This window comes from Terriglobus sp. TAA 43 (genome assembly GCF_000800015.1).
Classification (GTDB): domain Bacteria; phylum Acidobacteriota; class Terriglobia; order Terriglobales; family Acidobacteriaceae; genus Terriglobus.
The window spans coordinates 439,065-462,225 of sequence record NZ_JUGR01000001.1 but is presented as its reverse complement, the minus strand read 5'-3'; the positions used below and the strand labels follow the sequence as shown (position 1 = coordinate 462,225).

General features: G+C 56.6%; 23 protein-coding genes, 1 tRNA gene and 1 riboswitch. Of the genes, 15 read left to right on the top strand and 9 right to left on the bottom strand.

Annotation, left to right across the window (positions count from 1 at the left end; all coding sequences use genetic code 11):
* The first annotated feature begins 17 nt into the window (after positions 1 to 17).
* The 4 genes from M504_RS01860 (at position 18) to M504_RS01845 (ending at position 3,318) form a co-directional block, all read left to right on the top strand.
* Positions 18 to 365, top strand: a complete 348-nt coding sequence (locus M504_RS01860; protein ID WP_047487292.1) for a hypothetical protein — start codon at positions 18 to 20, stop codon at positions 363 to 365.
* Complete coding sequence (tmk, locus tag M504_RS01855; RefSeq protein WP_047487289.1) at positions 362 to 1,069, top strand: dTMP kinase; 708 nt, start codon at positions 362 to 364, stop codon at positions 1,067 to 1,069. Before M504_RS01860 ends, tmk begins: the two co-directional genes overlap by 4 nt.
* 6 nt (positions 1,070 to 1,075) lie before the next feature.
* Positions 1,076 to 2,509: a cytochrome P450 gene (locus M504_RS01850; protein ID WP_047487287.1), complete on the top strand. Its 1,434-nt coding sequence runs from the start codon at positions 1,076 to 1,078 to the stop codon at positions 2,507 to 2,509.
* Between the two features lie 65 nt (positions 2,510 to 2,574).
* Positions 2,575 to 3,318 carry a TIGR03435 family protein gene (locus M504_RS01845; protein WP_052200215.1) on the top strand — a complete coding sequence of 248 codons (744 nt, stop codon included), beginning with the start codon at positions 2,575 to 2,577 and terminating at the stop codon, positions 3,316 to 3,318.
* 16 nt (positions 3,319 to 3,334) lie between these two features.
* On the opposite strand, the gene M504_RS01840 is transcribed toward M504_RS01845, so the two are convergent.
* A complete protein-coding gene (locus tag M504_RS01840; protein ID WP_047487284.1) occupies positions 3,335 to 5,542 on the bottom strand; it encodes a bifunctional diguanylate cyclase/phosphodiesterase in 2,208 nt (735 codons plus the stop codon).
* Between the two features lie 178 nt (positions 5,543 to 5,720).
* Here M504_RS01840 and M504_RS01835 point away from each other — a divergent pair, with 178 nt between their 5' ends.
* Positions 5,721 to 6,839 (top strand): DNA polymerase III subunit delta', encoded by a 1,119-nt coding sequence (locus tag M504_RS01835; RefSeq protein ID WP_047493081.1) that lies wholly within the window; start codon positions 5,721 to 5,723, stop codon positions 6,837 to 6,839.
* A 3-nt stretch (positions 6,840 to 6,842) separates the two neighbouring features.
* Here M504_RS01835 and M504_RS01830 read toward each other — a convergent pair whose 3' ends face one another.
* The gene (locus tag M504_RS01830) at positions 6,843 to 7,604 is read right to left on the bottom strand and encodes a DUF6454 family protein (RefSeq protein WP_156993426.1); all 762 of its coding nucleotides are present in this window, start codon (positions 7,602 to 7,604) and stop codon (positions 6,843 to 6,845) included.
* A 21-nt stretch (positions 7,605 to 7,625) separates the two neighbouring features.
* A riboswitch (cobalamin riboswitch) is annotated at positions 7,626 to 7,766 on the top strand.
* Complete coding sequence (locus M504_RS22620; RefSeq protein ID WP_255347709.1) at positions 7,740 to 7,865, bottom strand: hypothetical protein; 126 nt, start codon at positions 7,863 to 7,865, stop codon at positions 7,740 to 7,742. It overlaps the preceding riboswitch by 27 nt.
* A gap of 43 nt (positions 7,866 to 7,908) precedes the next feature.
* On the opposite strand from M504_RS22620, the gene metE reads away from it, so the two are divergent.
* Positions 7,909 to 10,185, top strand: coding sequence for a 5-methyltetrahydropteroyltriglutamate--homocysteine S-methyltransferase (metE, locus tag M504_RS01825; protein WP_047487279.1), 2,277 nt, complete (start codon positions 7,909 to 7,911; stop codon positions 10,183 to 10,185).
* Positions 10,186 to 10,343: 158 nt separating this feature from the next.
* A tRNA-Arg gene (locus M504_RS01820) sits at positions 10,344 to 10,420 on the top strand.
* A gap of 52 nt (positions 10,421 to 10,472) precedes the next feature.
* On the opposite strand, the gene M504_RS01815 is transcribed toward M504_RS01820, so the two are convergent.
* Together M504_RS01815 and M504_RS01810 are read right to left on the bottom strand one after the other, a co-directional pair.
* A complete protein-coding gene (locus M504_RS01815) occupies positions 10,473 to 11,438 on the bottom strand; it encodes a serine hydrolase (protein WP_047493077.1) in 966 nt (321 codons plus the stop codon).
* A 58-nt stretch (positions 11,439 to 11,496) separates the two neighbouring features.
* Positions 11,497 to 11,814 carry a YbaB/EbfC family nucleoid-associated protein gene (locus M504_RS01810; protein WP_047493075.1) on the bottom strand — a complete coding sequence of 106 codons (318 nt, stop codon included), beginning with the start codon at positions 11,812 to 11,814 and terminating at the stop codon, positions 11,497 to 11,499.
* A gap of 149 nt (positions 11,815 to 11,963) precedes the next feature.
* Here M504_RS01810 and M504_RS01805 point away from each other — a divergent pair, with 149 nt between their 5' ends.
* Positions 11,964 to 12,947 (top strand): phosphotransferase, encoded by a 984-nt coding sequence (locus tag M504_RS01805; protein ID WP_047487276.1) that lies wholly within the window; start codon positions 11,964 to 11,966, stop codon positions 12,945 to 12,947.
* A gap of 17 nt (positions 12,948 to 12,964) precedes the next feature.
* Here M504_RS01805 and dnaX read toward each other — a convergent pair whose 3' ends face one another.
* A complete protein-coding gene (gene dnaX / locus M504_RS01800) occupies positions 12,965 to 15,034 on the bottom strand; it encodes a DNA polymerase III subunit gamma/tau (RefSeq protein ID WP_047487273.1) in 2,070 nt (689 codons plus the stop codon).
* A 43-nt stretch (positions 15,035 to 15,077) separates the two neighbouring features.
* The gene (locus M504_RS01795; protein WP_369792884.1) at positions 15,078 to 15,596 is read right to left on the bottom strand and encodes an SET domain-containing protein; all 519 of its coding nucleotides are present in this window, start codon (positions 15,594 to 15,596) and stop codon (positions 15,078 to 15,080) included.
* Between the two features lie 35 nt (positions 15,597 to 15,631).
* Between M504_RS01795 and M504_RS01790 the strand changes: the two genes are divergently transcribed.
* Positions 15,632 to 16,435, top strand: a complete 804-nt coding sequence (locus M504_RS01790) for a tetratricopeptide repeat protein (protein ID WP_084214020.1) — start codon at positions 15,632 to 15,634, stop codon at positions 16,433 to 16,435.
* Here the strand turns inward: M504_RS01790 and M504_RS01785 are convergent, their stop codons facing one another.
* Positions 16,436 to 16,912: a hypothetical protein gene (locus M504_RS01785; RefSeq protein ID WP_047487265.1), complete on the bottom strand. Its 477-nt coding sequence runs from the start codon at positions 16,910 to 16,912 to the stop codon at positions 16,436 to 16,438. It abuts the gene before it with no gap.
* 136 nt (positions 16,913 to 17,048) lie between these two features.
* Here M504_RS01785 and M504_RS01780 point away from each other — a divergent pair, with 136 nt between their 5' ends.
* The 3 genes from M504_RS01780 (at position 17,049) to lysA (ending at position 19,950) form a co-directional block, all read left to right on the top strand.
* On the top strand, positions 17,049 to 18,218 hold the full coding sequence (locus M504_RS01780) for a hypothetical protein (RefSeq protein WP_156993817.1): 1,170 nt from the start codon (positions 17,049 to 17,051) through the stop codon (positions 18,216 to 18,218).
* A 111-nt stretch (positions 18,219 to 18,329) separates the two neighbouring features.
* A complete protein-coding gene (locus tag M504_RS21680; protein ID WP_084214019.1) occupies positions 18,330 to 18,653 on the top strand; it encodes a PspC domain-containing protein in 324 nt (107 codons plus the stop codon).
* A gap of 28 nt (positions 18,654 to 18,681) precedes the next feature.
* Positions 18,682 to 19,950, top strand: coding sequence for a diaminopimelate decarboxylase (gene lysA, locus M504_RS01770; protein WP_047487262.1), 1,269 nt, complete (start codon positions 18,682 to 18,684; stop codon positions 19,948 to 19,950).
* Here the strand turns inward: lysA and M504_RS01765 are convergent.
* Positions 19,947 to 20,879, bottom strand: a complete 933-nt coding sequence (locus tag M504_RS01765) for a hypothetical protein (RefSeq protein ID WP_047487257.1) — start codon at positions 20,877 to 20,879, stop codon at positions 19,947 to 19,949. The genes lysA and M504_RS01765 overlap by 4 nt on opposite strands.
* Before the next feature lie 126 nt (positions 20,880 to 21,005).
* On the opposite strand from M504_RS01765, the gene M504_RS01760 reads away from it, so the two are divergent.
* The 3 genes from M504_RS01760 to M504_RS01750 all read left to right on the top strand — a co-directional run bounded on the left by M504_RS01760 (position 21,006) and on the right by M504_RS01750 (position 23,152).
* Positions 21,006 to 21,524, top strand: a complete 519-nt coding sequence (locus M504_RS01760) for a VOC family protein (protein ID WP_047487255.1) — start codon at positions 21,006 to 21,008, stop codon at positions 21,522 to 21,524.
* Between the two features lie 83 nt (positions 21,525 to 21,607).
* Positions 21,608 to 22,348, top strand: coding sequence for a YebC/PmpR family DNA-binding transcriptional regulator (locus tag M504_RS01755; protein ID WP_047487252.1), 741 nt, complete (start codon positions 21,608 to 21,610; stop codon positions 22,346 to 22,348).
* A 75-nt stretch (positions 22,349 to 22,423) separates the two neighbouring features.
* Positions 22,424 to 23,152, top strand: coding sequence for an acyloxyacyl hydrolase (locus M504_RS01750; protein WP_047487246.1), 729 nt, complete (start codon positions 22,424 to 22,426; stop codon positions 23,150 to 23,152).
* Positions 23,153 to 23,161 lie beyond the last annotated feature (9 nt).

Genomic DNA, 23,161 nt, shown 5'->3' with positions numbered 1-23,161 from the left:
CCTGCTAACCTCAACGTATGCGCCGTATCGCTGCAGCCTCGTTCGTTAGCGCCGTATTCCTTACCGGCTGCCATTCGCATTACATTCAGACGACCATTACCAACCAGTCCGGCGCAGACATTAACGTCGTGCAGGTGGAGTATCCCGGTGCGTCCTTTGGAACGCAGCGCATCGCCAACGGTGCCAGCTTCCATTACCGCTTCAAACTCCTGGGTACCGGTGACCTGAAACTTACATGGACAGACGCCTCCTATCAGGAACACACACTGAAGGGGCTACATCTGGACGAAGGTCAGGAAGGGACGCTTGTCATTAACTTCCCTTCGCAGTCGCAGGCTAACTTCCAGCCGAGTTTGAAGCCGTGAACCATTCCCTTTCGCCACAGCGTGGCGTTTTCATCACCTTTGAAGGTCCGGACGGCTCCGGCAAGACCACTCAGATTCGCCGCGCCACGGAGTGGTTACAGGGCCGAGGCATCGATCCTGTGCTGTTACGACAACCCGGCGGCACACCGCTGGGAGAAAAGATCCGTAGCATCCTTCTGGATTCGCGCGCGCAAGACCCGGTATCTCCGTTGACTGAACTTGCACTGATGTTTGCAGACCGCGCACAGTCGATTCACGAAATCATCCTGCCTGCCCTGCGCGAAGGTCGGGTCATTCTTTGTGATCGTTACACCGATTCCAGCGAGGCGTATCAGGGCGCAGGGCGCGGCCTTGGCTCGGAGCGTGTTCTCGCTGTGCATCGCGCGATCTGTGACGATCTGCAGCCAGACCTGACCGTTCTTCTGCTACCCGACGTAGAAAAGGCGCTGGAGCGTGCTCGGCGTCGCAACCAACGACACGTTCAGCAAACCGGAACAGATGAAAACCGGTTCGAAGCTGAAGGCGAAGCCTTCTATCGTCGCGTCCACACTGCCTATCGAGACATTGCTAAGCGTGAACCGCAGCGCGTCGCGCTCATTGGTCCGGGCACGGGAGATGATGGGATCGAAGCCATCGCCTCAAGGATTCGCGAGATCATAACAACACGTCTCGAACAGCATCTACACGCCGCTTCCGGCGTCTAATCCGCAATGGCCGATGGCATCGACTTTGAGAACAGTTACGTCTTTCGTCCGGCGCATACGCTAAAGACGAAGGCCGGTGAATGGCGTATCCCTCCCGGCCTTCGCAAGACACTGCCTTTCTATCTTCATAAGCCATGGGCTCGGCTGGGCAAGCCCATTTTGCTATTCGAATACATGGCGCAACACTGCGGTCCCATCTCGCATTACATGCTGTTCGGCAATCACGTCGTTTTCCTGAATGACCCCGCTGCGATTCGCGAAGTGCTGGTGAATCAGGCAAACAAGTTTGTACGCGAACGCACCATCACACGCCTGAAGATATTGCTCGGAGAGGGGCTGCTCACGAGCGATGACCCCATTCACAAGCGGTCGCGGCGTATCGTTGCGCCGGCATTTCATCGCCAACGCATTCATGACTACGCTGACGAGATGGTTCGTTCCACCCAGCACTGGCGCAGTCGCTGGCATGACGGCGATGTTGTGGATATGAACGCGGAGATGATGACGCTGTCGCTCGATATCGTGGCGCGCACTCTCTTTGCAACCGAAGTTGACGATGACATTCGCCAGATCAATGAACACTCAAACCGCATTATGGCGATCTATAACTTCCTTGTCGGTTTCCCAAACGCGGAAGCTTTTCTGAAATACCGAATACCTGTCCCGGGTTTGCGCAGTTTTGCAAAGTCACGCGCGAAGCTGGATGAGGTGATAAATCGCATCATCCGCGAACGCAAGGCAGCAAACGCGGCCGATCCCGAACACACCGACCGGCACGACCTGTTAAGCATGCTCCTGGCGTCACGCGATGAGGATGGTTCGGAACTCAGCGACGAGCAGCTTCGCGATGAGGTGTTGACCATCTTCCTTGCCGGCTACGAAACCACGGCAAATGCGTTGTCGTGGACGTGGTACCTGCTATCGACACATCCTGAACATCAGGAAACGATGTATGCAGAACTTCGCGAAGTCCTGGGAGATCGCACCGCAACACTTGAAGACTATGCAAGCCTGAAATACACACAGATGGTCTTCGCAGAGGCCATGCGCCTCTATCCTCCGGCGTGGGCGATGGGACGCAAATCGACTGAGCCCATCGAGGTTGGCCCGTATTATTTGCCGCCTGGCACGCACTTCTTTCTCTCGCAGTATGTTCTGCAGCGCGACGCGCGATTCTATCCGGAACCATTGAAGTTTGATCCTCTGAGACACACGGAAGAAGAGAAAGCAAAACGCGATAAGTTCGAATACTTCCCTTTCGGTGGCGGTCCGCGGCAATGTATTGGAGAGGGGTTTGCGTGGCTGGAAGGCGTGCTCCTGCTGGCCGGCATCGCGCAAAAGTGGCGGATGACATGGATTGAAGGTCAACCTGTGGCCGTGGAAGAGAAAATCACGCTTCGCCCCAAGTACCCACTCCGCATGACGCTGCACGCTCGCTAGCTTTCGCCACTCAGAATCGATCAAGATATTGCATCGCAGAGATGCGGAGATGCGTATAGATCGGTATGAACGTCCTTGTGCACCTTCGCGCCGCAGTTGTTGCTTTTGCTGCTCTGCTCGGCGCATCGCAACAAACGCCCGAGTCTTTTGATGTTGTCGTCATTCATCCGAATCACACGGGCGAACGAAACACACAGCTGGATCTGACGCGACCGGGTCAGTTTATTGCGGTCAATGCGACGGCTCGCACGCTGCTTCGCAACGCCTATGGTCTGCTTCCGTTTCAACTTGCCGGTGCACCCAACTGGGACGACGAAGATGCTTTCGACATTCGCGCCAAGATCGATTCCTCAGATGTGATTACACAGGCCAGGTTCAAGGTTCTTCTGCAATCGCTGCTTGCGGACCGCTTCCATCTGAAGGCGCATTGGGAAACGCGCGAGTCTCCCGTATACGTGCTGGTTCGAGACAAGGGCGAACCGAAGATCACGCCACACGCCGATTCGCCGGGGCACGGGATGAATACCCGCAAAACCGCGACCATGGTCAACATGAAAGGCGATGGTGTGCCCATGCAGGAGCTGTCGACGAACCTGGCCAATCAACTAGGCCGGTACGTCATTGATCAAACGGAGTTGAAGGGAAATTACGATTTCGTTCTGAACTGGAGTCCCGATCAGAACTCCGACACTAACCTTCCGTCACTCTTCACCGCAATACGCGAGCAGCTTGGACTGCGGCTCGAAGCGCAAAAGGGACCGATGCCCGTACTGGTGATAGATCATATCGAGAAGCCATCGGACAATTGACGCGGTGTGAAGAAATCTACGCCGTTAGAGCCGTCGCAAGAAATGTGTCCATGCCAGACGCGGGCAGCGGTCTTGAGAAAAGATATCCCTGTCCGTATTCGCAACCCATCTCGCGAAGCAGATCAAGCTGCTCTGCAGTTTCAATTCCTTCTGCAATCACATTGAGATGCAGCGCATGTGCCAACGCGATGATCGAGCGCACCAGCGCCGCCTTCTCGCGGCTATCCAACATGTTCATCACGAAGGAGCGATCCACCTTCAGACCGTCAAAGGGAAAGCGTTGGAGGTAACTGAGTGAGGAATAGCCCGTTCCGAAATCGTCGAGATCCAGTAGGATGCCGGTGCTCTTCAACTCTTCCAGTATCTCGTTGGCGCGTTCCGTATCGTCGATTAGGACGCCTTCCGTAACCTCGAGTGAGATACATTGTGGCGGGACGCGATACTTCTGCGTAAGTTCTCGCAACATCCTTCCAAGTCGCTTGTCCACCAGTTGAAGCGCGGAAAGATTGACAGCCATGGAGACCTCCTCATCCACCAGGCCGTTCTCACGCCATTGCGCCAACTGCTCAATCGAACGCGTCAGCACCAGCGTCCCAAGTTCTACGATCAGGTCAAACTGTTCCGCAATGCTGATGAACTCTTCCGCTGAGATCATGCCAAACTTGGGATGATGCCAGCGCACAAGCGCTTCAAACCCTATGACCTTACGCGAAGGCAGATGAAGTTTGGGCTGGTAATAAACCTCCAGCTCCTCGTTGGAGATGGCATTGTGAAGTGCTGAAGAAAGCTCAAGCTGCCGGAGCATCCCATGCCGCATCGTCTCCGAGAAAACCAGCCGGTTGCCACCGCCATGCAATTTGGCTTCGCCCAGCGCAATTTCCGCGCATTGCAACAGATCACTCGCACCATCACAGGGATGTGATCGCATGGCAAGGCCAATACTCACGGAAAGCGAAATCCGTTTGTCATCGAGACCAATAGAACTTCCGAGCAATGCACTCAGTTCCTCGGCAACCCGGAGCGCCTCCTGTTCATTCCGCTTTCCACCCAGTATCAAGGCGAATTCATCCGCGGAAAGACGGGCGGCGATGCTATCTGGATGAACGGAAGCCCGCTTGGAAAGACGGAGACCAACTTCCTGCAGCACACGGTCTCCTGCCGCGCGCCCGAGCCCGCTGTTCAACAGCTTGAACGAGTCCAGGTTGATGGCATAGACCGCGAAATTGTCCTCTGCAGGTGATCCTGCCTCCATCAGCCGTTCCAGATGCTCCAGCAGATGAGTTCTTGTGGCCAATCCGGTAAGCACATCCACCGTCTTGCGCTCGGTAATGTCCACCATCGCGCCGACCAGACGTATGGGCTCTCCTTCACTGTTTCTGACGGCGATGCTGCGATTCGCGATCCACCGCCAGCGTCCATCCGTATGGCTTACGCGATATTCAGCATAGAAAGATAGGGCTTTCGTCGCGTACAAATCGCTGATCGTGCTAACGCGCGCTCTGTCGGAGGGATGAATCCTGTTCATCCAGTCTTCAATTCCAACATAGCAATCGACTGGCTCTTCCCCAACAATGGCGCGTGCACGAGCTGACAGATACAACGAATCGTGAACGCAATCCCAATCCCAGATACCCTCTGTCGCAGCCTGGGTGGCGAGCTTGAAGCGTTCGTTTGCCCGCACGATTTCATCGCCAATGCGCGATAGTCGTTCTGGATAAAGACGGTTCTCCATAATCAGTACCGTCAGGGCTGCAAACTGTTTCAGGCACTCGCGCTCACGTTCCGAGAATTCGAGCCGCGGCTTTTGATCAATGATGGAGAAGCCGCCCAGCATCATGCCATCGCGACCCACTAGAGGGGCTCCAGCATAAAATCGGATGTTCGGTTCGCCGATCACAAAAGGATTCGTCCGAAAGCGTTCGTTCTCCTGCGCATCGAGAACCACGAGCGGTTCATTTCCCAGAATCGAATAGGCGCAGAAGGATGTGTCTCGCGGACTTTCGCGCAGGTCTATTCCAATGGCGGACTTAAAAAACTGGCGATGTTCGTCGATCAGCGAGACCAATACGATTGGCACCCGAAAGAGTTCCGCCGCGAGACGCGTCAAATAATCGAACCCCGGCTCCGGGTCGCTATCCAGAACACAATAGCTTTTCAAAACGCGGAGGCGTTCAGCTTCGTTATACGGAAGCGGCGCTGGAACCCAGCCAGCTGTTGAAGCCATGCGGATTAGCCTCCCGGCCCTTACGAAAACTCAACTCTGCGCAGAAATCCACAGAAGAGACAGGGTATGTATAGCACACAGCATAAGCCATCGCATGAGGTGTTGCGTATTGCGCATATAGAAAGCTGAAAGCATCCTCTGCCGACGAATTTTTCGTGACGCCGGTATGCTGGAAGAGATGTTCCGCTTTTCTGATTTCGTGGGCAACACCGCTACCGTGGTGCATCTTCGCCGCGCCATTGCCTCGGGGCGACTGCCCTCGTCCATTCTGCTGAGCGGTCCCGCAGGTAGCGGTAAGTACACGCTTTCGTTGCTGCTGACGATGTCGTTGCTTTGCGAAAACCAGCCGCGCGAGGCTCATGCAGATGGCGATCTTGCCGACTTCTGCGGACACTGCCGTCACTGCACACGCATTGCAGAGGCGATGGACCTTCCGGCGTTGGTGGATGCTGCGGTTGCAGCGCGTGAAGAACTGCGTGAGACAGACAAGAAAGAGACACGCGTGCTGATTCAAACGCACCCGGATGTACTCATTCTTCCGCCCGATCCGCCGCAGCTTTTGGTCAAGCTCGGACAGGTGCGCACGCTGATTCGTGGCATCTACACTCTGCCCGGTGAGACAAAACACCGCGTGTATCTCTTTCCGTCGGCAGCGTTCATGAAAGAAGCAGCGAACAGCCTCCTAAAAGTGCTGGAGGAACCGCCTGCTTACGCGCACATCGTTCTCATGGCCGAACATCCGGGCGAACTGCTTCCAACCATCCGCAGCCGCTGCGCGCCCGTTCGCCTCGGAGCTTTATCTGCACCAGAGATTGAAGACCTGTTAGCGACGCGAAAGCCCGAAGTGAAGCCCGCACAACGCGCGTTGATTGCGCGCCTGGCACAGGGAGCAGCCGGTAAGGCCCTCAGCTTCGACCTTGAGGGTTATCTTGCTGCGCGCACCGATGCCATAGTTCTACTGCGTTCTGCCGTCCTTGATTCGGAACACACAGACCTATTTAAGACGACGGAAACGTATCGCGCCGGGGCGGATGGCCAGCAGAAGACTCAGGCCATGCTTGCTGCACTGGCAGGATTGCTGGAAGACCTGCTACTTCTGCGCAGCGGCGTCCCGGACCGCGTCCGCAACGTGGACATGCGTCGCGATCTCGACACGCTTGCTGACTCCGTCACCTTCGAGTGGCTGGAGAATGCGCTACGCGGCATGGATCAGGTCATCAGCGGGATGCGTCGCAACCTGTTGCGTTCACTGTCGCTAGATGCTTTTGCGGAATCCATGTCCAGCGGTCGTCGTTAAGTTCTACTTGTCGATCACGAAATGAAATACGCGTGTTGGGCCGTCCTCCGGCAGGAGGTACAGGTCGTTGCCCTTCACTGTCATGCCTTCCGCACTGTAAAGCCGACCACGATCCGTCGTTCCTGATGCGAGGGAGCGCACCGGCTTCATCGACGGCCACTCGTACCAATCGACCGCGCCGGTAGTCTTCGTCAGATTGCCGCCACCCACCAGCATTCCGTTTACAAACTTGATGTCCTGATACTGATTCTGCGACGGCGTATCAATCACGCGAATCACCTTGCCATCCATGCCGATGACATACAGTTTGCGGCTGCCCCAGTTCCCTGCAATCAACGAATCTTTTGTGATCGCAACGCAACCGACGTGATCCGCAACCGAAATTTTTCGTTTGACCTTCAGCGTTTTCTTATCCAGCTCCAGTAGTGTTGCGCTGCTGTTTGGCTTGTACTCCGCGACGGGAACCCAAATGGAGTTGCCACTGATGGAGAAGCCACCGGGGTGATAGCGTTCTCCATCGCTAACGTCCACCTGCCGCTCAAACGCTCCGGTCTTTCGATTGAACTGATGCAGATACCCTTTATGCGCGGTGGAATCCACCGACGTGATCCAGATGTGTTCCTTATCCAGGTCAATGCCCTGCACATGGAACACCGTGCCTTGAAGCACCTGGGTATCGGCCAGACTCGCATGTTCAATACCTTGCAACTGTGCCGCCGCAGGAAGCGACAAGCCGAGAACCATCACCATTACTCGCAACATCATGCGATCAGCATAAGCGATTCGGTAAACTGTCCTAGTGCAGGTCAGGCTGTCTTCGGACAGCTTGTTAAATGGGGAAGCTGGTGTGAATCCGGCGCTGTCCCGCAACGGTGATGGGAAAGATTTCCCAAAGTCCGACTACCGGCCTGCCGCCACCACCATGGAAGCGTTAAAACGCTCACCGTGGGTGCGTTTGAGGCTACCGCTCTCGTGGACTGGAACGGTGACCAATGCCTGCTTCTGCGCCTTTGCGCGTTGTTGCATGCCTGCGCATGGGTGGTTCCCTCGTAATCAGGAGAGAACCAAGATGGCAACACAGGCACTTACAACATTTCCCAAGCTGAAGACAGCAAACCTCGGCTTCCCGCGCATGGGACGGCAGCGCGAACTGAAGTTTGCACTTGAAGGATATTGGACGGGCAAACGCACCGAAGCCGAACTTCTGGAAACAGCATCAACCCTTCGCGCGGAGCACTGGAAGCTTCAGCAGTCTGCGGGAATCGACTTTATTCCCGCCAACGACTTCTCGCTCTATGACCAGGTGCTCGACACGTTGGTCCTGATCGGCGCCACGCCGGAACGCTTTGGCAGCGGCAAGGTTACGTTGGAACGCTACTTTGGTATGGCGCGCAATAGTAAACAACAAACCGCCATGGAGATGACCAAGTGGTTCGATACGAACTACCACTACCTGGTCCCCGAGTGGAGTGCATGGCTTCCCTTCACCGTCGATACGACGAAGCTGCTGAATGAAATTGCAGAGGCACGTGCGCTTGGCATTGAACCCCGTCCTGTTCTCATTGGACCTCTGACGCTGCTGCTTCTAGGCAAGGGCGTGGATGGGTTTGATCCCTTCATGCTTGCGGACAAGCTCATAGCTGCCTACAAGACGGTTCTGCAAACGCTGGAGCAGCAGAACATCCAATGGGTTCAGATCGATGAACCGATCCTTGCTACTGACCTTCCCGAAGGCGCAGCACAGTTCTTCCGCAATGCGTACGCAGAGCTAACCAAATCTTCAATCAAGCTCATGTTGACCACCTACTTCGATCACCTTGGCAGCAACCTCTCATTGGCTGTTGAAGCACGCACCGCAGGCGTCCACATTGACCTTGTTCGTGCGCCACAGCAGTTGGACGAAGTTCTTGCGGCGATTGCGCCGGAACAGGTGCTGAGCCTCGGTGTGGTGGAAGGACGCAATATCTGGCTGACAGATTTTGCCGTTGTCCGAGAGTTTCTCTCAAAGGCTGTTGCTACTTTGGGAGCGGAGCGTGTCCTCGTTGCACCATCGTGCTCGCTGCTGCATGTGCCGCACGATCTGCGTAGTGAAACAAAGCTGCCTGCTCGTGTAAAAGGCTGGCTGCGCTTCGCAGAAGAAAAGCTCGCAGAGATCGCGGTGAATGCTTCTTCTGACGAAGCAGCATTCACCGCAAATGTAGCTGCGATTGCGGATCGTGCAGCAGCCGAATCCTCCACGAATCAGGAAGTGCGTTCGAAGCTTGCGGCACTGCTGGAATCAGACTTCGCGCGCAAGTCGCCTTACAACGAGCGCACAACGAAGCAGCGTGCCGAACTAGGCTTGCCGCTCTTCCCTACCACAACCATCGGTTCCTTCCCGCAGACAGCAGAAGTGCGCAAGCATCGCGCTGCATTCAAGCACGGCCACGAATCTGCAGAAGCCTACGAGGCATTTCTTCGCGAAGCCACGGAGCACTGCATTCGCCAGCAGGAAGAGATCGGCCTTGACGTGCTGGTTCACGGCGAATTTGAACGCAACGACATGGTTGAATACTTCGCAGAGTTTCTGGAAGGATTCGTCTTCACTGAGAACGGATGGGTGCAGAGCTACGGCTCGCGTTGTGTAAAGCCGCCCATCATCTTCGGTGACGTTTCGCGTCCGCAGCCAATGACGGTGAAGTGGACTGACTACGCGCGGTCGCTCACATCACGTCCCATGAAGGGCATGCTTACCGGTCCCATCACAATTCTGCAATGGTCGTTTGTACGCAACGATATCCCGCGCCAGCAGACCGCTTGGCAGATTGCCCTTGCGCTGCGTTCGGAGGTCAATGATCTGGAGGCAGCAGGCATCCGCATCATTCAGGTGGACGAGCCCGCGTTGCGCGAAGGTTTGCCGCTTCGTCATGCCGATTGGGAAACCTATCTTGACTGGGCAGTCAAAGCATTCCGACTCTCCACCAGCGGCGTAGAAGACGAGACGCAGATTCATACGCACATGTGCTACTGCGAGTTTGAAGACGTGTTGCCTTCCATTGCGGCGCTCGATGCAGACGTCATCTCGATGGAGTCTGCACGCTCGCGTATGGAATTGCTAGACGCTTTCCGCGCACATGGTTATCCCAACGAGATTGGACCGGGCGTGTACGACATCCACTCGCCTCGCGTCCCTTCTGCAGAAGAGATGGGCGAACTGCTTGGCCTTGCGATCAACGCTCTCAAGCCGGGGCAGGTCTGGGTCAATCCGGATTGCGGTTTGAAGACGCGTGGCTGGCCAGAGACGGTCGAGGCACTGAAAAACATGTGCCAGGCTGCTGTTCAAGCGCGCATTCATTTCACTGAGTAATGCAACGAAGGTGGGTCATTGCGACCCACCTTCTGCGCCATGCCATAGTCAGTGTTTTGCGTGTGAGCTCCCTAACTCGGCAGGCATCACGTAATCCACACATAGGGTTGCAACAATCGCCAGGTCTTGTTATCTTGAATAAGTGCTTCGGCGCGTGTGCACTCGTAGCTCAGCTGGATAGAGCAATTGGCTACGAACCAATAGGTCGGAGGTTCGAATCCTTCCGAGTGCACCATACCTTTTAGAAAGGCCACTCTTCGGAGTGGCCTTTCTGGTTTCTATCTAACTTATTTCGCTTGAGATAAGTCGAGACCTGGAACCAATGTCTTTCCGTCGATTCCCTGCGACGACCATGCTGACACAATCGCCTTTGCGATCTTCGCCACAGTAACTTCGCCTTCGTTATCGACGCTCCAACCCTTATCGCTGTTTTCGTACGTGTATACCGCCAACACGATGGGGCCCGACTTCGCCGCGATGATCGCTACATCCGACCGCGTGGCATCCAGCGATCCGGTCTTACTCGCAATGCCGCTCCCCGCTTCCGTGTTATCCAGCGTCTCCAGGTAGCGGGGTACGGTATCGCGGTAGAACTGATTGCGAAGCATCTCGATAGCTGCCTTGCACGCCACCTGCGCCTTTGCAGGACCGACCGCAGGCTGACCAGCGATGTTCAGATCGCAGCGACCAATCTTTTCCATCACAGTGCTGATCTGTTGCGCTGTTGTCTTGCCAAGTCCGAACTTTGCCTGATCCGCAGGCATTGGCCCAGCGGCTGGCTTAAAGACCTTCTTGTACAACCACGTCTGATCCAAACCAAGCGCCGTCATGTTGTCATCGACCTTCTTCGTTGTGAAGCGGTCAATCATCATGTTGGTGGCGGTGTTGTCGCTGACAATGACCATCATCGTGGCCACATCCTTCAGCGTGACGGACAGCGGCGTATCGAAGAAATGCAACACGCCAGAGCCGGCCACACCCTCACCCGGTTGCAGTGTCAGCTTCTCGTCCCATGCGGCGTGTCCCAGGCCAATCTCGCGCATGGCCGTCCACAGCATTGCCAGCTTGATGGTGCTTGCTGTCTGCACGGGCTTGTCCGCATCGATGGCAATCGTCTTGTCGGTGTTGAGTTGGTGGGCATAGACAGCGACTTTGCCATGATGCTGCGCGATGATCTGTTGCACGGCACTCGTGACGACGTCCTGCGACTGCGCAACAGCAGAAGAGCCACACGTCAGCAAGGAAAAACTCACGGCACAAAGGGATATGCGAATTGTTCGAGGGAACATGCGGAGAAACATGTCCGCAATGCTATCCGAGCAGCTTACCTAAATCCATGCCGCCCAGCATGCCCTGCGTCTCCGACTGCATCTGCGCGTCGGCCTTGCGTCCGGCTTCGTTGATAGCGGCCGTGATCAAATCTTCCAGCATTTCAATGTCGCCGGAAGCGGCCGTGAGAACATTCGGGTCCAGCTTCAACCGAAGTAACTCCTTGCGACCGTTCACGCGGGCCGTTACCAACCCACCGCCCGAAGTGGCTTCGGCCGTGGTAGTGGCGAGCTTCTCTTCCATCTGGGCCTGCATGTGCTGCGCCTGCCCCATCATCTCCTGCAGTTTGCCGAAATCCACGCGGCCCTTCTTCCCAGGAACGAATTGGCCCGCAAGATGGCGGCCCACACTTCTTCCCATATCCAGAATACTGAATGCAGAAAGCTTTGTGTGGTGGCAGGTTTCTGTATCGCCGCCGGAATTTTTTCCGGAGTTGACGAGGGGGAAACATGCTCGAATCCATACCGCAGGAAAAGCAACCCGCAGTTGAGAAGGCACTACGCTCAGCCTTTGGAACCGCAGAGGTGTATTTCGTTGAGGAGTTGACCCGAGGTCTTAGCTCAGCGCGAATCTTTCGTATTCAATCTCTGGACAAGGATTGGCTTCTACGGGTGATCGTCCGCGATGATCCAATGGCGAATCCTGAGTTTCATTTCAGTTGCATGCGGACCGCAGCTGACGCAGGACTTGCGCCGCCGATTCTTTATGAAGATATCGACGACCGGATACTGATCACCGGCTTCATCACTCCAAGTACATTTCCCGACGACATGGCAGCGCGGATGGCAGACGTTTTGCGAACACTTCACAGCCTTCCCGCCCGCCATCGAATCGATTACATGAAAGTGATGGATGGCGCCGTTCAGAGGCTTCCTAAGCTCTTTCCGTCTGAACAAACAGACGAGATCATCCGGGGATATCAGCGGGCGTATGACTGCCCGCGAGACGAACGCGATCTGGTCGCGTGCCACAACGATCTCAAACCAGACAATGTCCTTTTCGATGGAAGCCGTATCTGGCTGGTCGATTGGGAAGCAGCCTTCGCCAATGATCGCTATACCGAACTTGCCGTAGTGGCCAACTTCTGGCTGAAGGATGGCGAGGAGCAGGAGCAGTCCTTCCTCTCCCGCTACTTTGGTGAAGAGCCTGGTGCAGTCCGTACTGCACGATTTTTCGTCATGAGACAAATCATGTCGTGCATCTACGGAGCGTACTTCCTGTTCCTCGCGACACAAGCGGGCCTTAATCCGTCATGGCAGGACAACAGTGAGACCTTTGAGAGCTTTCATCGCAAGCTAGTCAGCTTTGAGGTGTACCTGCTGGATGCAAATATGCAGATGCAATATGGCTTGTTGCATCTAAAACGAGCCCTGGAACAGATGCGGGCACCACGCTTTCGCGCAGCGATCGATCTGCTGCACGGAGAAAGTTGAAATGCTCGTCGAGCCTGCTAGTCTTTGCGGAGATCGAACACTGTGCTGATCTCCGCGTTAAACAGCTTCTGGGCCTTTTGTACTGTGGGATGATCCAAAGCCTTGGCCTGCACCGAGCCCGTGCGAGGCTTCTTTGGCTCCTTCGGCTTGTTGTCAACCGCGGCGGGGACGACGTTGATCTTCACACCCGTCAAGCCCTTTTCGCGGAGAGCCGTCTTGATGATCGCTTCCACATCGGGGCGGAAGATGGTGCCAATCATCGGCTTGGAGAGCGAAACTTCGATCTTCACTTCGCCGTCGGCAATCGTCCAGTGGCTCTCTTCCAGCTGCTCCGCGGCGGAGTTGTTCTTCTTCGTGGCAAAGAGAGCTTCGACCGCGGCTGCCTGCAACTCCGCTGTTCCTGAAGCAACACTGCCGGTGGCAACAGGTTGCGATGCAGGCTCCGTGGCCTCCGGATCTTCTTCAGGAGGAACAATGTTCTCCCACGAAGGATCGTAATTCTCATCGGCCTGCGTCGATATCGCAACTGGCTCTTCCAGAACGATGGGCGACGGGGCCACATGTGCATTCAGTCCTGTGCTTGGCTCCGGCATAGTGATGACGCCGGGCTGAGCCAGGGGCGAAACATTTGCAGGCTCCTTTACCGGTTCGGGAGCCAGCGCGAGGTTCCCTTCCGTCTGCAGCTGCGAGATCACGCTTGCGACAGGGCGCGCCGATGACTCCACGGCGTTGGAAGCGAAAGGTGATGTCGAAATGGAGGGCGCAGGGGCTGCCTGAGTGCGCGGAGCAGCGGGTTCAGGCGCTCCGCTGAAGCGTGACGACGCAGTTGACGGCCGTGGAACAGGTGCGGGGGCCGCAGGAATGGCCGTACGCTGCGGTGGCAGAACACGCGGCGTGGGATTGCCCGCCGTCTTTGGCAGTTGTGCGAGGAACTCTTCCACGGGCACGAGACGCTGCAAGTGCACCAGCTTGATCAGGCCCATCTCCAGGTGCAGTCGCTGCTCCTGCCGGAAGCCAAGATCGTCAAAGGTGCGCAGCATCACGTTCAGGAAGCGCGTCAGTTCTTCTTCCGTGAACAGCAGAGCGGTACGAACGGCGCGGCGCCGCTCATCTGGACTGATCTGTAGCAGGTCACTGGAATTCTCGTCTTCGGTCAACGATGCAATCTTTGCAACCACGCAGTTGCGGAGATACCGCACGAACTGCCTCGCGATCTGGGAAGGCGAATTGCCTGCATCCAGAAGGCGTCCTGCGGTCGTCAACACGGTCGCAGCGTCATTGCGAGCAACGGATTCCAGAATCTCTTCAAACACCGTGTTTGGTACAGTGCCCATGAGTTCGCGGATTTCAGCGGCACTCAGTTGCGCCTTGCCGTCGATCACTGGAGCCGATGCAATTGCCTGATCCATGATGGATAGCGCGTCGCGCATGGAGCCGTCACCGGCTTCAGCCAGCAGGGACAACGCAGCTTCATCCGCAGCGACACCTTCATGCGCCGCAATGCCACGCAGCTCGCCCAGAATGTCGTCCAGCTTCACAGCATGGAAACTGAAGTGCTGGCAACGCGAACGAATCGTCTGCGGAATGTTTTCCGGCTCCGTCGTCGCCATCATGAAGACGATGTGATCTGGTGGCTCCTCCAGCGTCTTCAGCAACGCGTTGAATGCGGCATCCGTGATCTGGTGCGCTTCGTCAAGGATGTAGATTTTGAAGCGATCACGCGCCGGGCGGTAACGTGCCGCATCGCGCAGTTCGCGAATTTCATCGATGCCGCGGTTCGTGGCGGCGTCAATTTCAATGACGTCGACCGCGTTGCCCGCACGAATCTCCAGGCAGGCATCGCATGTCAAACACGGCTCCGGCGTCGGGCGCTCGGGCGAGCCAATCGTCCTGTGGCAGTTCAGCGCACAGGCAAGGATGCGTGCGATGGTCGTCTTACCGATACCGCGATGTCCGCTGAAGATGTAGCCATGCGCAATACGGCCCTGTTCCAGCGCGTTTTGCAGCGTTCGAGTGACGTGGTCCTGCCCCGCCACATCAGCGAAGCGTTGCGGACGATATTTGCGTGCAAGAACCTGATACGGCATATCAGCGTTAGTGTACCGTCCTACGCTGTGGGAGAACCGGCAGCTACTTGCGGCGCGCCGGCTTCTTCAGTGTCATGGGCAGTCCCAACTTCTTCCGTCGCCGCACTTCCGCCTCGCTGAACATGGTTCCCCGGCAGGCATCGGTGCTGCAGTAGCAGGGCTGATCGTCTTCGTCGGAGTCGTAGAGGTGGTACTCGTAGGTCAGTTCCTCACCGGCAGCAATGTTCCGCAGCGCCAGGATGTACACGTGGCCCTCTTCGTCCTCTTCCGTCTGGCAGTTTGGCTCGCAGCAATGGTTGATAAACATCGCCGTTCCAAAACCGTCGATCACGGTATCGCGGTCTTGTACGCCGAAAAGATAGGTGATGTCGCGGTCAGCATAACGCTCGTCTGCCTCGGCTTTGGTCATGCGCGGGCCGTCGTATTCCGCCACGCGCGCGCCGCTACGAATGGAGTCAAGGGTGTAACAGCCGCAGCCGTGGACTGGGGAGGAGCGAAGAATCAACCGTGGGAGCATCGTTGCGCGAGTATACGGCAATTGCCGGTGAGGATACAGGTGCACTTCCCCACCACCTGCGTCTAAGCTGATGACAGACCATGTTGCGCCGTGCTTCCATCCACCGTTTTCTTCCGCTTGCCGCTGCAATGCTCTGCTGCAGTTTGGCCGTCGCACAGCAGGACACGAAACCCGCGAAGAAGTGCAAGCCCAAGGATAGTGCCTGCAATAACGCGCAGTCCTCACCGGACGCGTCCGCCCCACCGCAATCGATGCACGATCAGTTTCCCTTCCCGACAGACGACTCGAAACACGGTGGCGATGTGGAAGGAACACCTTCCACGCCTCCTGCTCCAGCCGCGAATCCAAACAGCCTGCCGCAGATGCCTACGGACCCCGTTCCCGATCCTCCAGCATCGTCAGAAAAGCCCATGCATATCCCCCGTGGTGATGATGCGGGAGGCTCCAGCTCGAGTTCCGGCTCCAGCAGTAGCAGCTCCAGTTCCTCCAGCTCAGCGGACGATGATAGCGACGTGGCGCCGACGACCGAAGCGCCCAACTCACCCGTGAAAGCTGCGCCTCTGAAGAACTACGGAGCGAAAGACAGTAACGAAGTCATCCGCGAGAAGCTAGACAAGACACGTGTCCCCGACGACATCAAGGTCGGCAAGTATTACATGGACACCGGCAACACGCAGGGCGCTTATCTACGCTTCAAAGACGCCGTCGGCTATGACCCCGAAGACCCTGACGCACGCTTCTACCTGGCTGAAGCAGCCTCGAAGCTGAAACATCGTGATGAAGCGGTGGCGAACTATCAGGAGTGCCTGAAGCTGGATCCCGGTGGCGACCACGACAAGGCATCGCGTCGTGCATTGACCGACCTCGGCGTTTCAACAAAGTAATCAGGCGATGTCACGCACCAAATTTTCGTTGTCGTAGTCTTCTTCGTCAGTAGCCTGAATCGGTGGTCGCGACGCCGCAGCGATCGTCTCTTCCGTAATCAGGAATCGCCGTATGTAATGCAACGGTTCCGTGCGGGCTGCCATCTCGCGCAGATGAAAACGCCACACATCTTCCCTGCTTGAATGGCGAAGGTGGGCCTTGCGATTCACCGTAAGACTGCGTCCGTTCGTGGTGACACGCTCAAAGGTTTGCGGTTCCACGACGTATTGGATACGTTCGCCGCTCTGAAAGAAGTGTTTCGCGAACTCATGGGAGAACAGGAGCATGTGCGCGCGTTTGCTTTTTGCCAGCCATTGCACGGCCTCGGCATAGTCGTTCCACGTCTCTCCGGTATTCTGCACAAACCACCGGCGGAACTCGAACCCTCGGGTTCTTCCCTGTCCGATCAGTAGATGGAGGAGTTCGCCGCGTGTCATTTGGAATATCTCCCAAGGTGCGAATAAAACTATGCCGTTGCAAGAGTCCCGTCAATCAAAGATCAGACACAGCCGTAAGCACGGCATCTGCGTCTACCCTCTTGTGACGATTCAAAGGAAATTCCTAACTACGGCATTGACCTCACTCGTGCTGCTTGGCTCCGCACGCGCCCAGAACACCTATCCCCTGAACAACGATCCAACGGTACGCGACGGATTTCAGCACTTCTACATCCTGGACTACGACGGTGCAATGCAGCGCTTCGAGGCCGTTCAGCGCGAGCATCCGCAGGACCCGATGGCCGCTGGCTACATCCTGATGGATACGATCTTCCGTGAACTCTACCGCCAGGACCTGTTGGACACCACCTACTACGCGCACGAACACTTCCTCAGCTCGGGCCATAAGTCGGACATTCCGGAAGGTGTGCGTAAGCATGTGGACGACCTTACGGATCGCGCCATCAGTCTTGCCGATGCGCGTATTAAGGCGAATCCCAGCGACAAAGACGCCTATTTTGCGCGTGGTTATGCCAAGGGTATGCACGCAGCATGGATGACGCTTGCCGACCACAGCTTTACCGGCGCGGCGCGGCAGGGGCTTTCCTCTCGCAATGACAGCGAGCAAGTCTTAAAACTCGATCCAAACTACGCCGATGCCAAGATGGCCGTCGGCATTCAGAAGTTCGCGGTAGCCAGCCTGCCGCGCTTTGTACGTATCCTGGTCGGCATTGCAGGTATTGGCGGCAACAAGGAAGAAGGGCTCAATCTATTGCGCGAATCCGCTGCGCACGGCACCGTGACCAGTGTGGAATCACAGACGGCCCTTTCGCTGTTCCTGCGGCACGATCAGCGATACAACGAGGCCTACGCCGTGTCGCAGAAGCTGGCGCAGAAGTATTCGCATGACTTCCTCTTTCGCCTGGAAGAGGCGAACCTGATGAAAGATGCCGGTCACGGCCCGCAGGCCATTGCCATCTACAAAGCCGTTCTTGCGGACTCGGAAAAGCCTGGCTACTTCATTGAGCCAAGACTTCAACTTGCATGGTTTGGCCTCGCGGAAACGCAGCGCGGACAAGGGCTGGTGCAGGATGCAGCGGACAGCTATTCCAACGCTGCAAACCAGCCAAACTGCAGCGATTGGATGCGTAAACGCGCCAACCTGAACGCGGGCATGATGCTGGATAAACTTGGCCACCGCACCGAAGCCATAGCGCAATATGAGAAAGCGGCTGCTCCCGGTGGCGATCAAACGCAGGCGGATGCGGCGCGCAAATACATCCGGTCGCCTTACAGCGGCAACTAGCATTCGCACCCAAAACGTTATGGAACCAGTGACCTATCTATTGCGTAATCTTCCCCAACGGCTTACTTAGTGGCAGAATAGCCACACGCCGCGTAAGGGAGGGTTTTCGTCATGTACGGTCCATTGATTCGTCCTCGTTATGACCGCAAGGTTGCTGGTGTCTGTGCTGCATTCGCTCGCTCTTATGGATGGGATCCCACCGTAGTCCGCGTGGTCCTGCTGCTGCTGGTGCTGTTCGGCGGTGGCGGAATCCTGGCGTACGTTGTGTGCTGGATCGTGATTCCGGAAGAACCGCTGGGTATGAGCTATCCGCCTGCATACCCCGGACAGTACCCACCTCCGCCCCCACCAGCGAATTATCCGCCGCAATACTCGCAGCCTTATCAGGGAAACACCCCGCCTACACCCCCTGTGGACCCGCCAGCAGCCTCGTAAGAGGCTGCGAGCGGTTACTCTGGAATCTATGGATCAGGGAAGACCGTTTGCCTACTCCGGGCACAGGCTCGTATGTGATGGCGTTGATATAGCAGGGTTGGCCGACACGTTTGGCACGCCGTTGTATGTGTATTCCGCAAAACAGATCTCCGAACGCGCCGGGCTGTTTCAAAGCGCCTTCGCTGGTACACCGCACACCGTGTGCTATGCAGTAAAGGCGAACTCCTCACTCGCGATTCTCAAAATGCTAGCAGCGCAAGGTTGCGGTTTTGACATAGTCAGCGGTGGCGAACTTCAACGTGTGCTTAAAGCGGGCGGACCGGAAGTCGCGTCGCGTGTCGTGTTCTCTGGCGTCGGCAAGACCTCGGAAGAGATGGACGCAGCTCTCCACGCGAACATCCTGCAGTTCAACGTGGAAAGCGAACCGGAGTTGGAACTGCTGGCCTCGCGCGCCGCAGCGCTCGGCAAGAAAGCTCGCATTGCTCTGCGCGTGAATCCCGATGTTTCTGCAGAGACGCATCCCTACATCTCCACCGGCCTCAGCGCACACAAGTTCGGTATCGGAATTCAACTGGCGCGCGCCGTTTACGCTCGTGCAGCGCAGTTCCCTTCGATTGATGCCACAGGCGTGAGCGTCCACATAGGTTCTCAGATCCGGCAGGTGGAACCCTTCGCTGAGGCGCTTGAGAAGACACTGAATCTCGTACGTGAACTGCGTGCAGACGGCCACAATATCCGCAATGTTGATGCGGGTGGCGGCCTTGGCATTGAGTATGGCGATAAGAGCTTCGACGCAGCCCAGCAGGTGCAGAAGTACGCCGCAGCTCTACAGTCCGCGCTGGGCAATATGGATGTCCATTTGTTGCTGGAGCCCGGCCGCTTTCTCGTCGGTCAGGCAGGCGCACTACTGACGCGTGTGCTGTATCGCAAGGCCAATGGCGATAAAAAATTCACCATCGTCGACGCTGCGATGAACGACCTGATCCGTCCGGCGCTTTATCAGGCGCACCACGAGATTGTCCCAGTGGTTCTTAACGAAAACGCAGCCACGGAAGAAGCAGACATTGTTGGCCCGGTATGCGAGAGCGGCGACTTCTTTGCTCGTTCACGCGCTTTGCTACAGACCGAGCAGGGCGACCTCATCGCCATCCTCGACGCGGGAGCTTACGGTCTCTCGCTCAGCTCCAACTACAACACGCGCGTTCGTCCGGCAGAGGTTCTCATCGAAGACGGAAAGGCACGCCTGATCCGCCGCCGCGAAATATACGAGGAGCTCTTCGCGCCGGAAATCTTCTAGTAGCGGATTGGTTCCACACGCGATGCAACCATCAGATCGCAACACGGATCCTGGGCACGCGCAGCCAGCCCAACATACCCCTCGGCGGCCTCAAAATGGTCGCCGAGGTTTTTCCAGGTGACCGTGTAGCTTTCCGGTTGCGCTGCAGGACACGCCGCCACACCAGCCTGCCCGGCCTTCGCGCGTGCCAGGGTTACTTTCACGATCACGCTCGGTCTGCTGGTATTCGTTGGAACCAGATAGGCACGATCTACTTTGTCGAATTGAAGTGTCTGCTGCGGATTCCCCACTGGGAAACCGCAATTTCCACTGCCATCCTCCGTAACGACAAAGTTCACCTTCCGATAGAGATCCTTGTCTATCGATGACGCAGGTGGCGCGGAGTCAAATGTCATCAACTGCACGCCGCTGCTGGCAAACCCCTGGTGCATGTCGCCGGTCTGGCAGATCACCGCATCTCTTCCCTGTCCCCACAGCGCCTTCAAACATTTGTTATCTGCAATGGCGGACTTCGCATACCGAACCAGCGACCACTTACTCCCGTTCCTGCGAAAGAGAAAGTCGCCGCCCATGTTGTTGGCGTGCGATTCGCAGCCGGAGACACGCATCAATGCTTCATCCATGCCCGGAGCGGTAAAACTTCCAGTTAAGACGCCGCTGTTGTTCCATCCGGCGTCAGGCGCATTGTTTTCGCCGGCAAAGTCGGATGCCGGAGGACACGTATTGCACGCGATAGCCTTCTTCTCATCCACGTTGGCACGGCCACCACAGGCAAGATTCGCCATGGCCACCTGATCGTCAAACGTAAGGGGTATCTGGGCGAGTGGAGTGTCCGGCGTGTCGTCATCCATTGAGAAAGCGACGTAAGCGTACCACGCACCTCCAATGACGAGGATCAGCAGCAGAACGGCAATGGAAATGCGTTTCAAAGCAGAACCCCATGCAAGGTGTTGCAGTAATACCTGACGAACTATCTGACTAATTCAGATGCACACCGTTATAACGCCATAACGCACAATCCGCATCCATTTCGACGTCGAATCATCAAAAGAAGCATGAGCGAAGCAATACATTCTGGCGTGCGCATTGGCCATGTTCACCTGAAAGTGGCGGATCTGGATCGCGCCCTGTGGTTCTATCACGAGGTCCTAGGCTTCGAGGTCATTCAACGTTTCGGCAATAGTGCTGCATTCGTGTCTGCAGGTGGATATCACCATCACATAGGCCTGAACACGTGGGAAAGCGAAGGCGGACAGCCCCCTGCTGCAGGTACAACCGGCCTGTATCACCTTGCCATCCTGTATCCCACACGTGCGGAGCTGGGCAAGGCGCTACAGCGTTTGCTGAACGCAGGTGTTCCTATTCACGGGGCATCGGACCACGATGTCAGCGAAGCGATCTATCTCGCAGACCCGGACAGCAACGGCGTGGAACTCTACTGGGATCGCCCGCAAGGAGAATGGCCGCTGGATGCCCAGGGCAACATTCGCATGATCACGCGCCCGCTCGATCTGCGCCCCATTCTGGCTGCTGCGGAGGAAGCTTCCGTGGATACATCTCTACAGGTGCATTAGCACCGCGGCTTGCTATACTTTCCCTGTTGCGTCCGCTTCTGGCGGAGCGCGTTGAATCATAGGAAAGAGTAGGGTTTTGTTCCATGTCAGGCCACTCAAAATGGGCAACCATCAAGCATAAGAAGGGCGCAGCCGACGCCAAGCGTGGCAAGGTCTTCACCCGTCTGATCAAAGAAATCACTGTTGCAGCGAAGCAGGGCGGCGGCGATCCCGATGGCAATCCGCGTCTGCGCACGGCCATTCTGGCAGCCAAGGCCGAGAACATGCCGGCCGACAACATCAAGCGCGCCACCCAGCGCGGCACGGGCGAAATTGAAGGCCTCACCTACGAGGAAATCACCTTCGAGGGCTACGGCCCCGGCGGCGTTGCGGTCATCGTGGACGTGCTCACCGACAACCGCAACCGCGCTGTCAGTGAAATCCGTCATGCCTTCAGCAAGAACGGCGGCAACCTGGGCGAAACCGGCTCGGTCGGCTATATGTTCTCCAAGAAAGGCATCATCGTCATCGCCAAGGCTGGTGCTGACGAAGAGAAGTTGACCGAAGTGGTTTTGGAAGCTGGCGCAGACGACCTGAACGACGAAGGCGAAAACTGGGAGATTTACACCACGCCCAAGGACTACATCGCCGTGAAGGAAGCTGTCGAAAAGGCTGGTTTCAAGCCGGAACACGCTGAAGTCACCATGATCCCCAGCACCTACCAGAAGCTTGAAGGTTCGCAGGCAAATGCGATGCTGCGTCTGCTGGAAGTGCTGGAAGATCTGGACGATTCTCAGAACGTCTACAGCAACTTCGACATGGATGAAGCCGCGGTCACCGCGTAATTTCGATTGAATAAAGAGGGCAAACGGCCGCCGCATACCGGCGGCTTTGCTCTTGTCACCGGAAGAAGGAGTGGAATGTCCCAGGTAAAGCGTTTGGTTCTTGCAGCGGTAGTGGGACTATTCCCTCTTGCGTCCTTCGGTCAAATGACGGCCAATGAATCCCCCGTCAGCGCAGCGGCGAAGCATACGTCGTGGGAGATGGGTGTCCTGTTTCAGGGAGGTAAGGGCATCACCGACCAGCGCGACGACTTCCAGTTCTTCATGGCGGGAGGCCATCTGGGCAAGGTACTCACGCCTGAGTACGGCGGTGGCATCTTCAAGGGAAACTTTGAATACGCCGTAGAGGTGTTTCCTTACTGGCAATCGAACACGCCTACTTTCCAGCGCTATTCCTGCACGGGCACGCCTAACCCCAACGTCTTCAATTGTGTAGGCCCGTACACTGTAGGTGGAACTTTCCACGGTGTCTCCGTCACACCAATCATCCTGCGGTGGAACTTTACCCACGGCCGCAGGATCATGCCCTGGGCCCAAGCGGCAGGTGGCGTTCTCTGGACGAATCACAAGTATCCGGCGTATGGTCAGGGCGAAGTAAATCTGCAGAACATGGGACCGAACTCCGACGCAAGTGTCTGGAATTTCACCCCTCAGGGTGGCGTTGGTCTTCACTATTTTCTGCAGCCCAATCGTTCGTTGGATTTCGGGGCGAACGCGGTCCATATTTCGTCGGCCTCTTTGGGCGACCGCAACCCTGGTGTGAATGCCAGTGTGCAATTTTCCATCGGTTACACATGGTGGAAATAGGCAGGATGT

What these genes read in the sequence shown, in the direction of transcription:
- M504_RS01860 (WP_047487292.1), top strand. Translation starts at nt 18, where the DNA reads ATGCGCCGTATCGCTGCAGCCTCGTTCGTTAGCGCCGTATTCCTTACC.
- M504_RS01850 (WP_047487287.1), top strand. Translation starts at nt 1,076, where the DNA reads ATGGCCGATGGCATCGACTTTGAGAACAGTTACGTCTTTCGTCCGGCG.
- M504_RS01845 (WP_052200215.1), top strand. Translation starts at nt 2,575, where the DNA reads ATGAACGTCCTTGTGCACCTTCGCGCCGCAGTTGTTGCTTTTGCTGCT.
- M504_RS01840 (WP_047487284.1), bottom strand. Translation starts at nt 5,542, where the DNA reads ATGGCTTCAACAGCTGGCTGGGTTCCAGCGCCGCTTCCGTATAACGAA.
- M504_RS01835 (WP_047493081.1), top strand. Translation starts at nt 5,721, where the DNA reads ATGTTCCGCTTTTCTGATTTCGTGGGCAACACCGCTACCGTGGTGCAT.
- M504_RS01830 (WP_156993426.1), bottom strand. Translation starts at nt 7,604, where the DNA reads ATGATGTTGCGAGTAATGGTGATGGTTCTCGGCTTGTCGCTTCCTGCG.
- M504_RS22620 (WP_255347709.1), bottom strand. Translation starts at nt 7,865, where the DNA reads ATGCAACAACGCGCAAAGGCGCAGAAGCAGGCATTGGTCACCGTTCCA.
- metE (WP_047487279.1), top strand. Translation starts at nt 7,909, where the DNA reads ATGGCAACACAGGCACTTACAACATTTCCCAAGCTGAAGACAGCAAAC.
- M504_RS01805 (WP_047487276.1), top strand. Translation starts at nt 11,964, where the DNA reads ATGCTCGAATCCATACCGCAGGAAAAGCAACCCGCAGTTGAGAAGGCA.
- dnaX (WP_047487273.1), bottom strand. Translation starts at nt 15,034, where the DNA reads ATGCCGTATCAGGTTCTTGCACGCAAATATCGTCCGCAACGCTTCGCT.
- M504_RS01790 (WP_084214020.1), top strand. Translation starts at nt 15,632, where the DNA reads ATGTTGCGCCGTGCTTCCATCCACCGTTTTCTTCCGCTTGCCGCTGCA.
- M504_RS01785 (WP_047487265.1), bottom strand. Translation starts at nt 16,912, where the DNA reads ATGACACGCGGCGAACTCCTCCATCTACTGATCGGACAGGGAAGAACC.
- M504_RS21680 (WP_084214019.1), top strand. Translation starts at nt 18,330, where the DNA reads ATGTACGGTCCATTGATTCGTCCTCGTTATGACCGCAAGGTTGCTGGT.
- lysA (WP_047487262.1), top strand. Translation starts at nt 18,682, where the DNA reads ATGGATCAGGGAAGACCGTTTGCCTACTCCGGGCACAGGCTCGTATGT.
- M504_RS01760 (WP_047487255.1), top strand. Translation starts at nt 21,006, where the DNA reads ATGAGCGAAGCAATACATTCTGGCGTGCGCATTGGCCATGTTCACCTG.
- M504_RS01755 (WP_047487252.1), top strand. Translation starts at nt 21,608, where the DNA reads ATGTCAGGCCACTCAAAATGGGCAACCATCAAGCATAAGAAGGGCGCA.
- M504_RS01750 (WP_047487246.1), top strand. Translation starts at nt 22,424, where the DNA reads ATGTCCCAGGTAAAGCGTTTGGTTCTTGCAGCGGTAGTGGGACTATTC.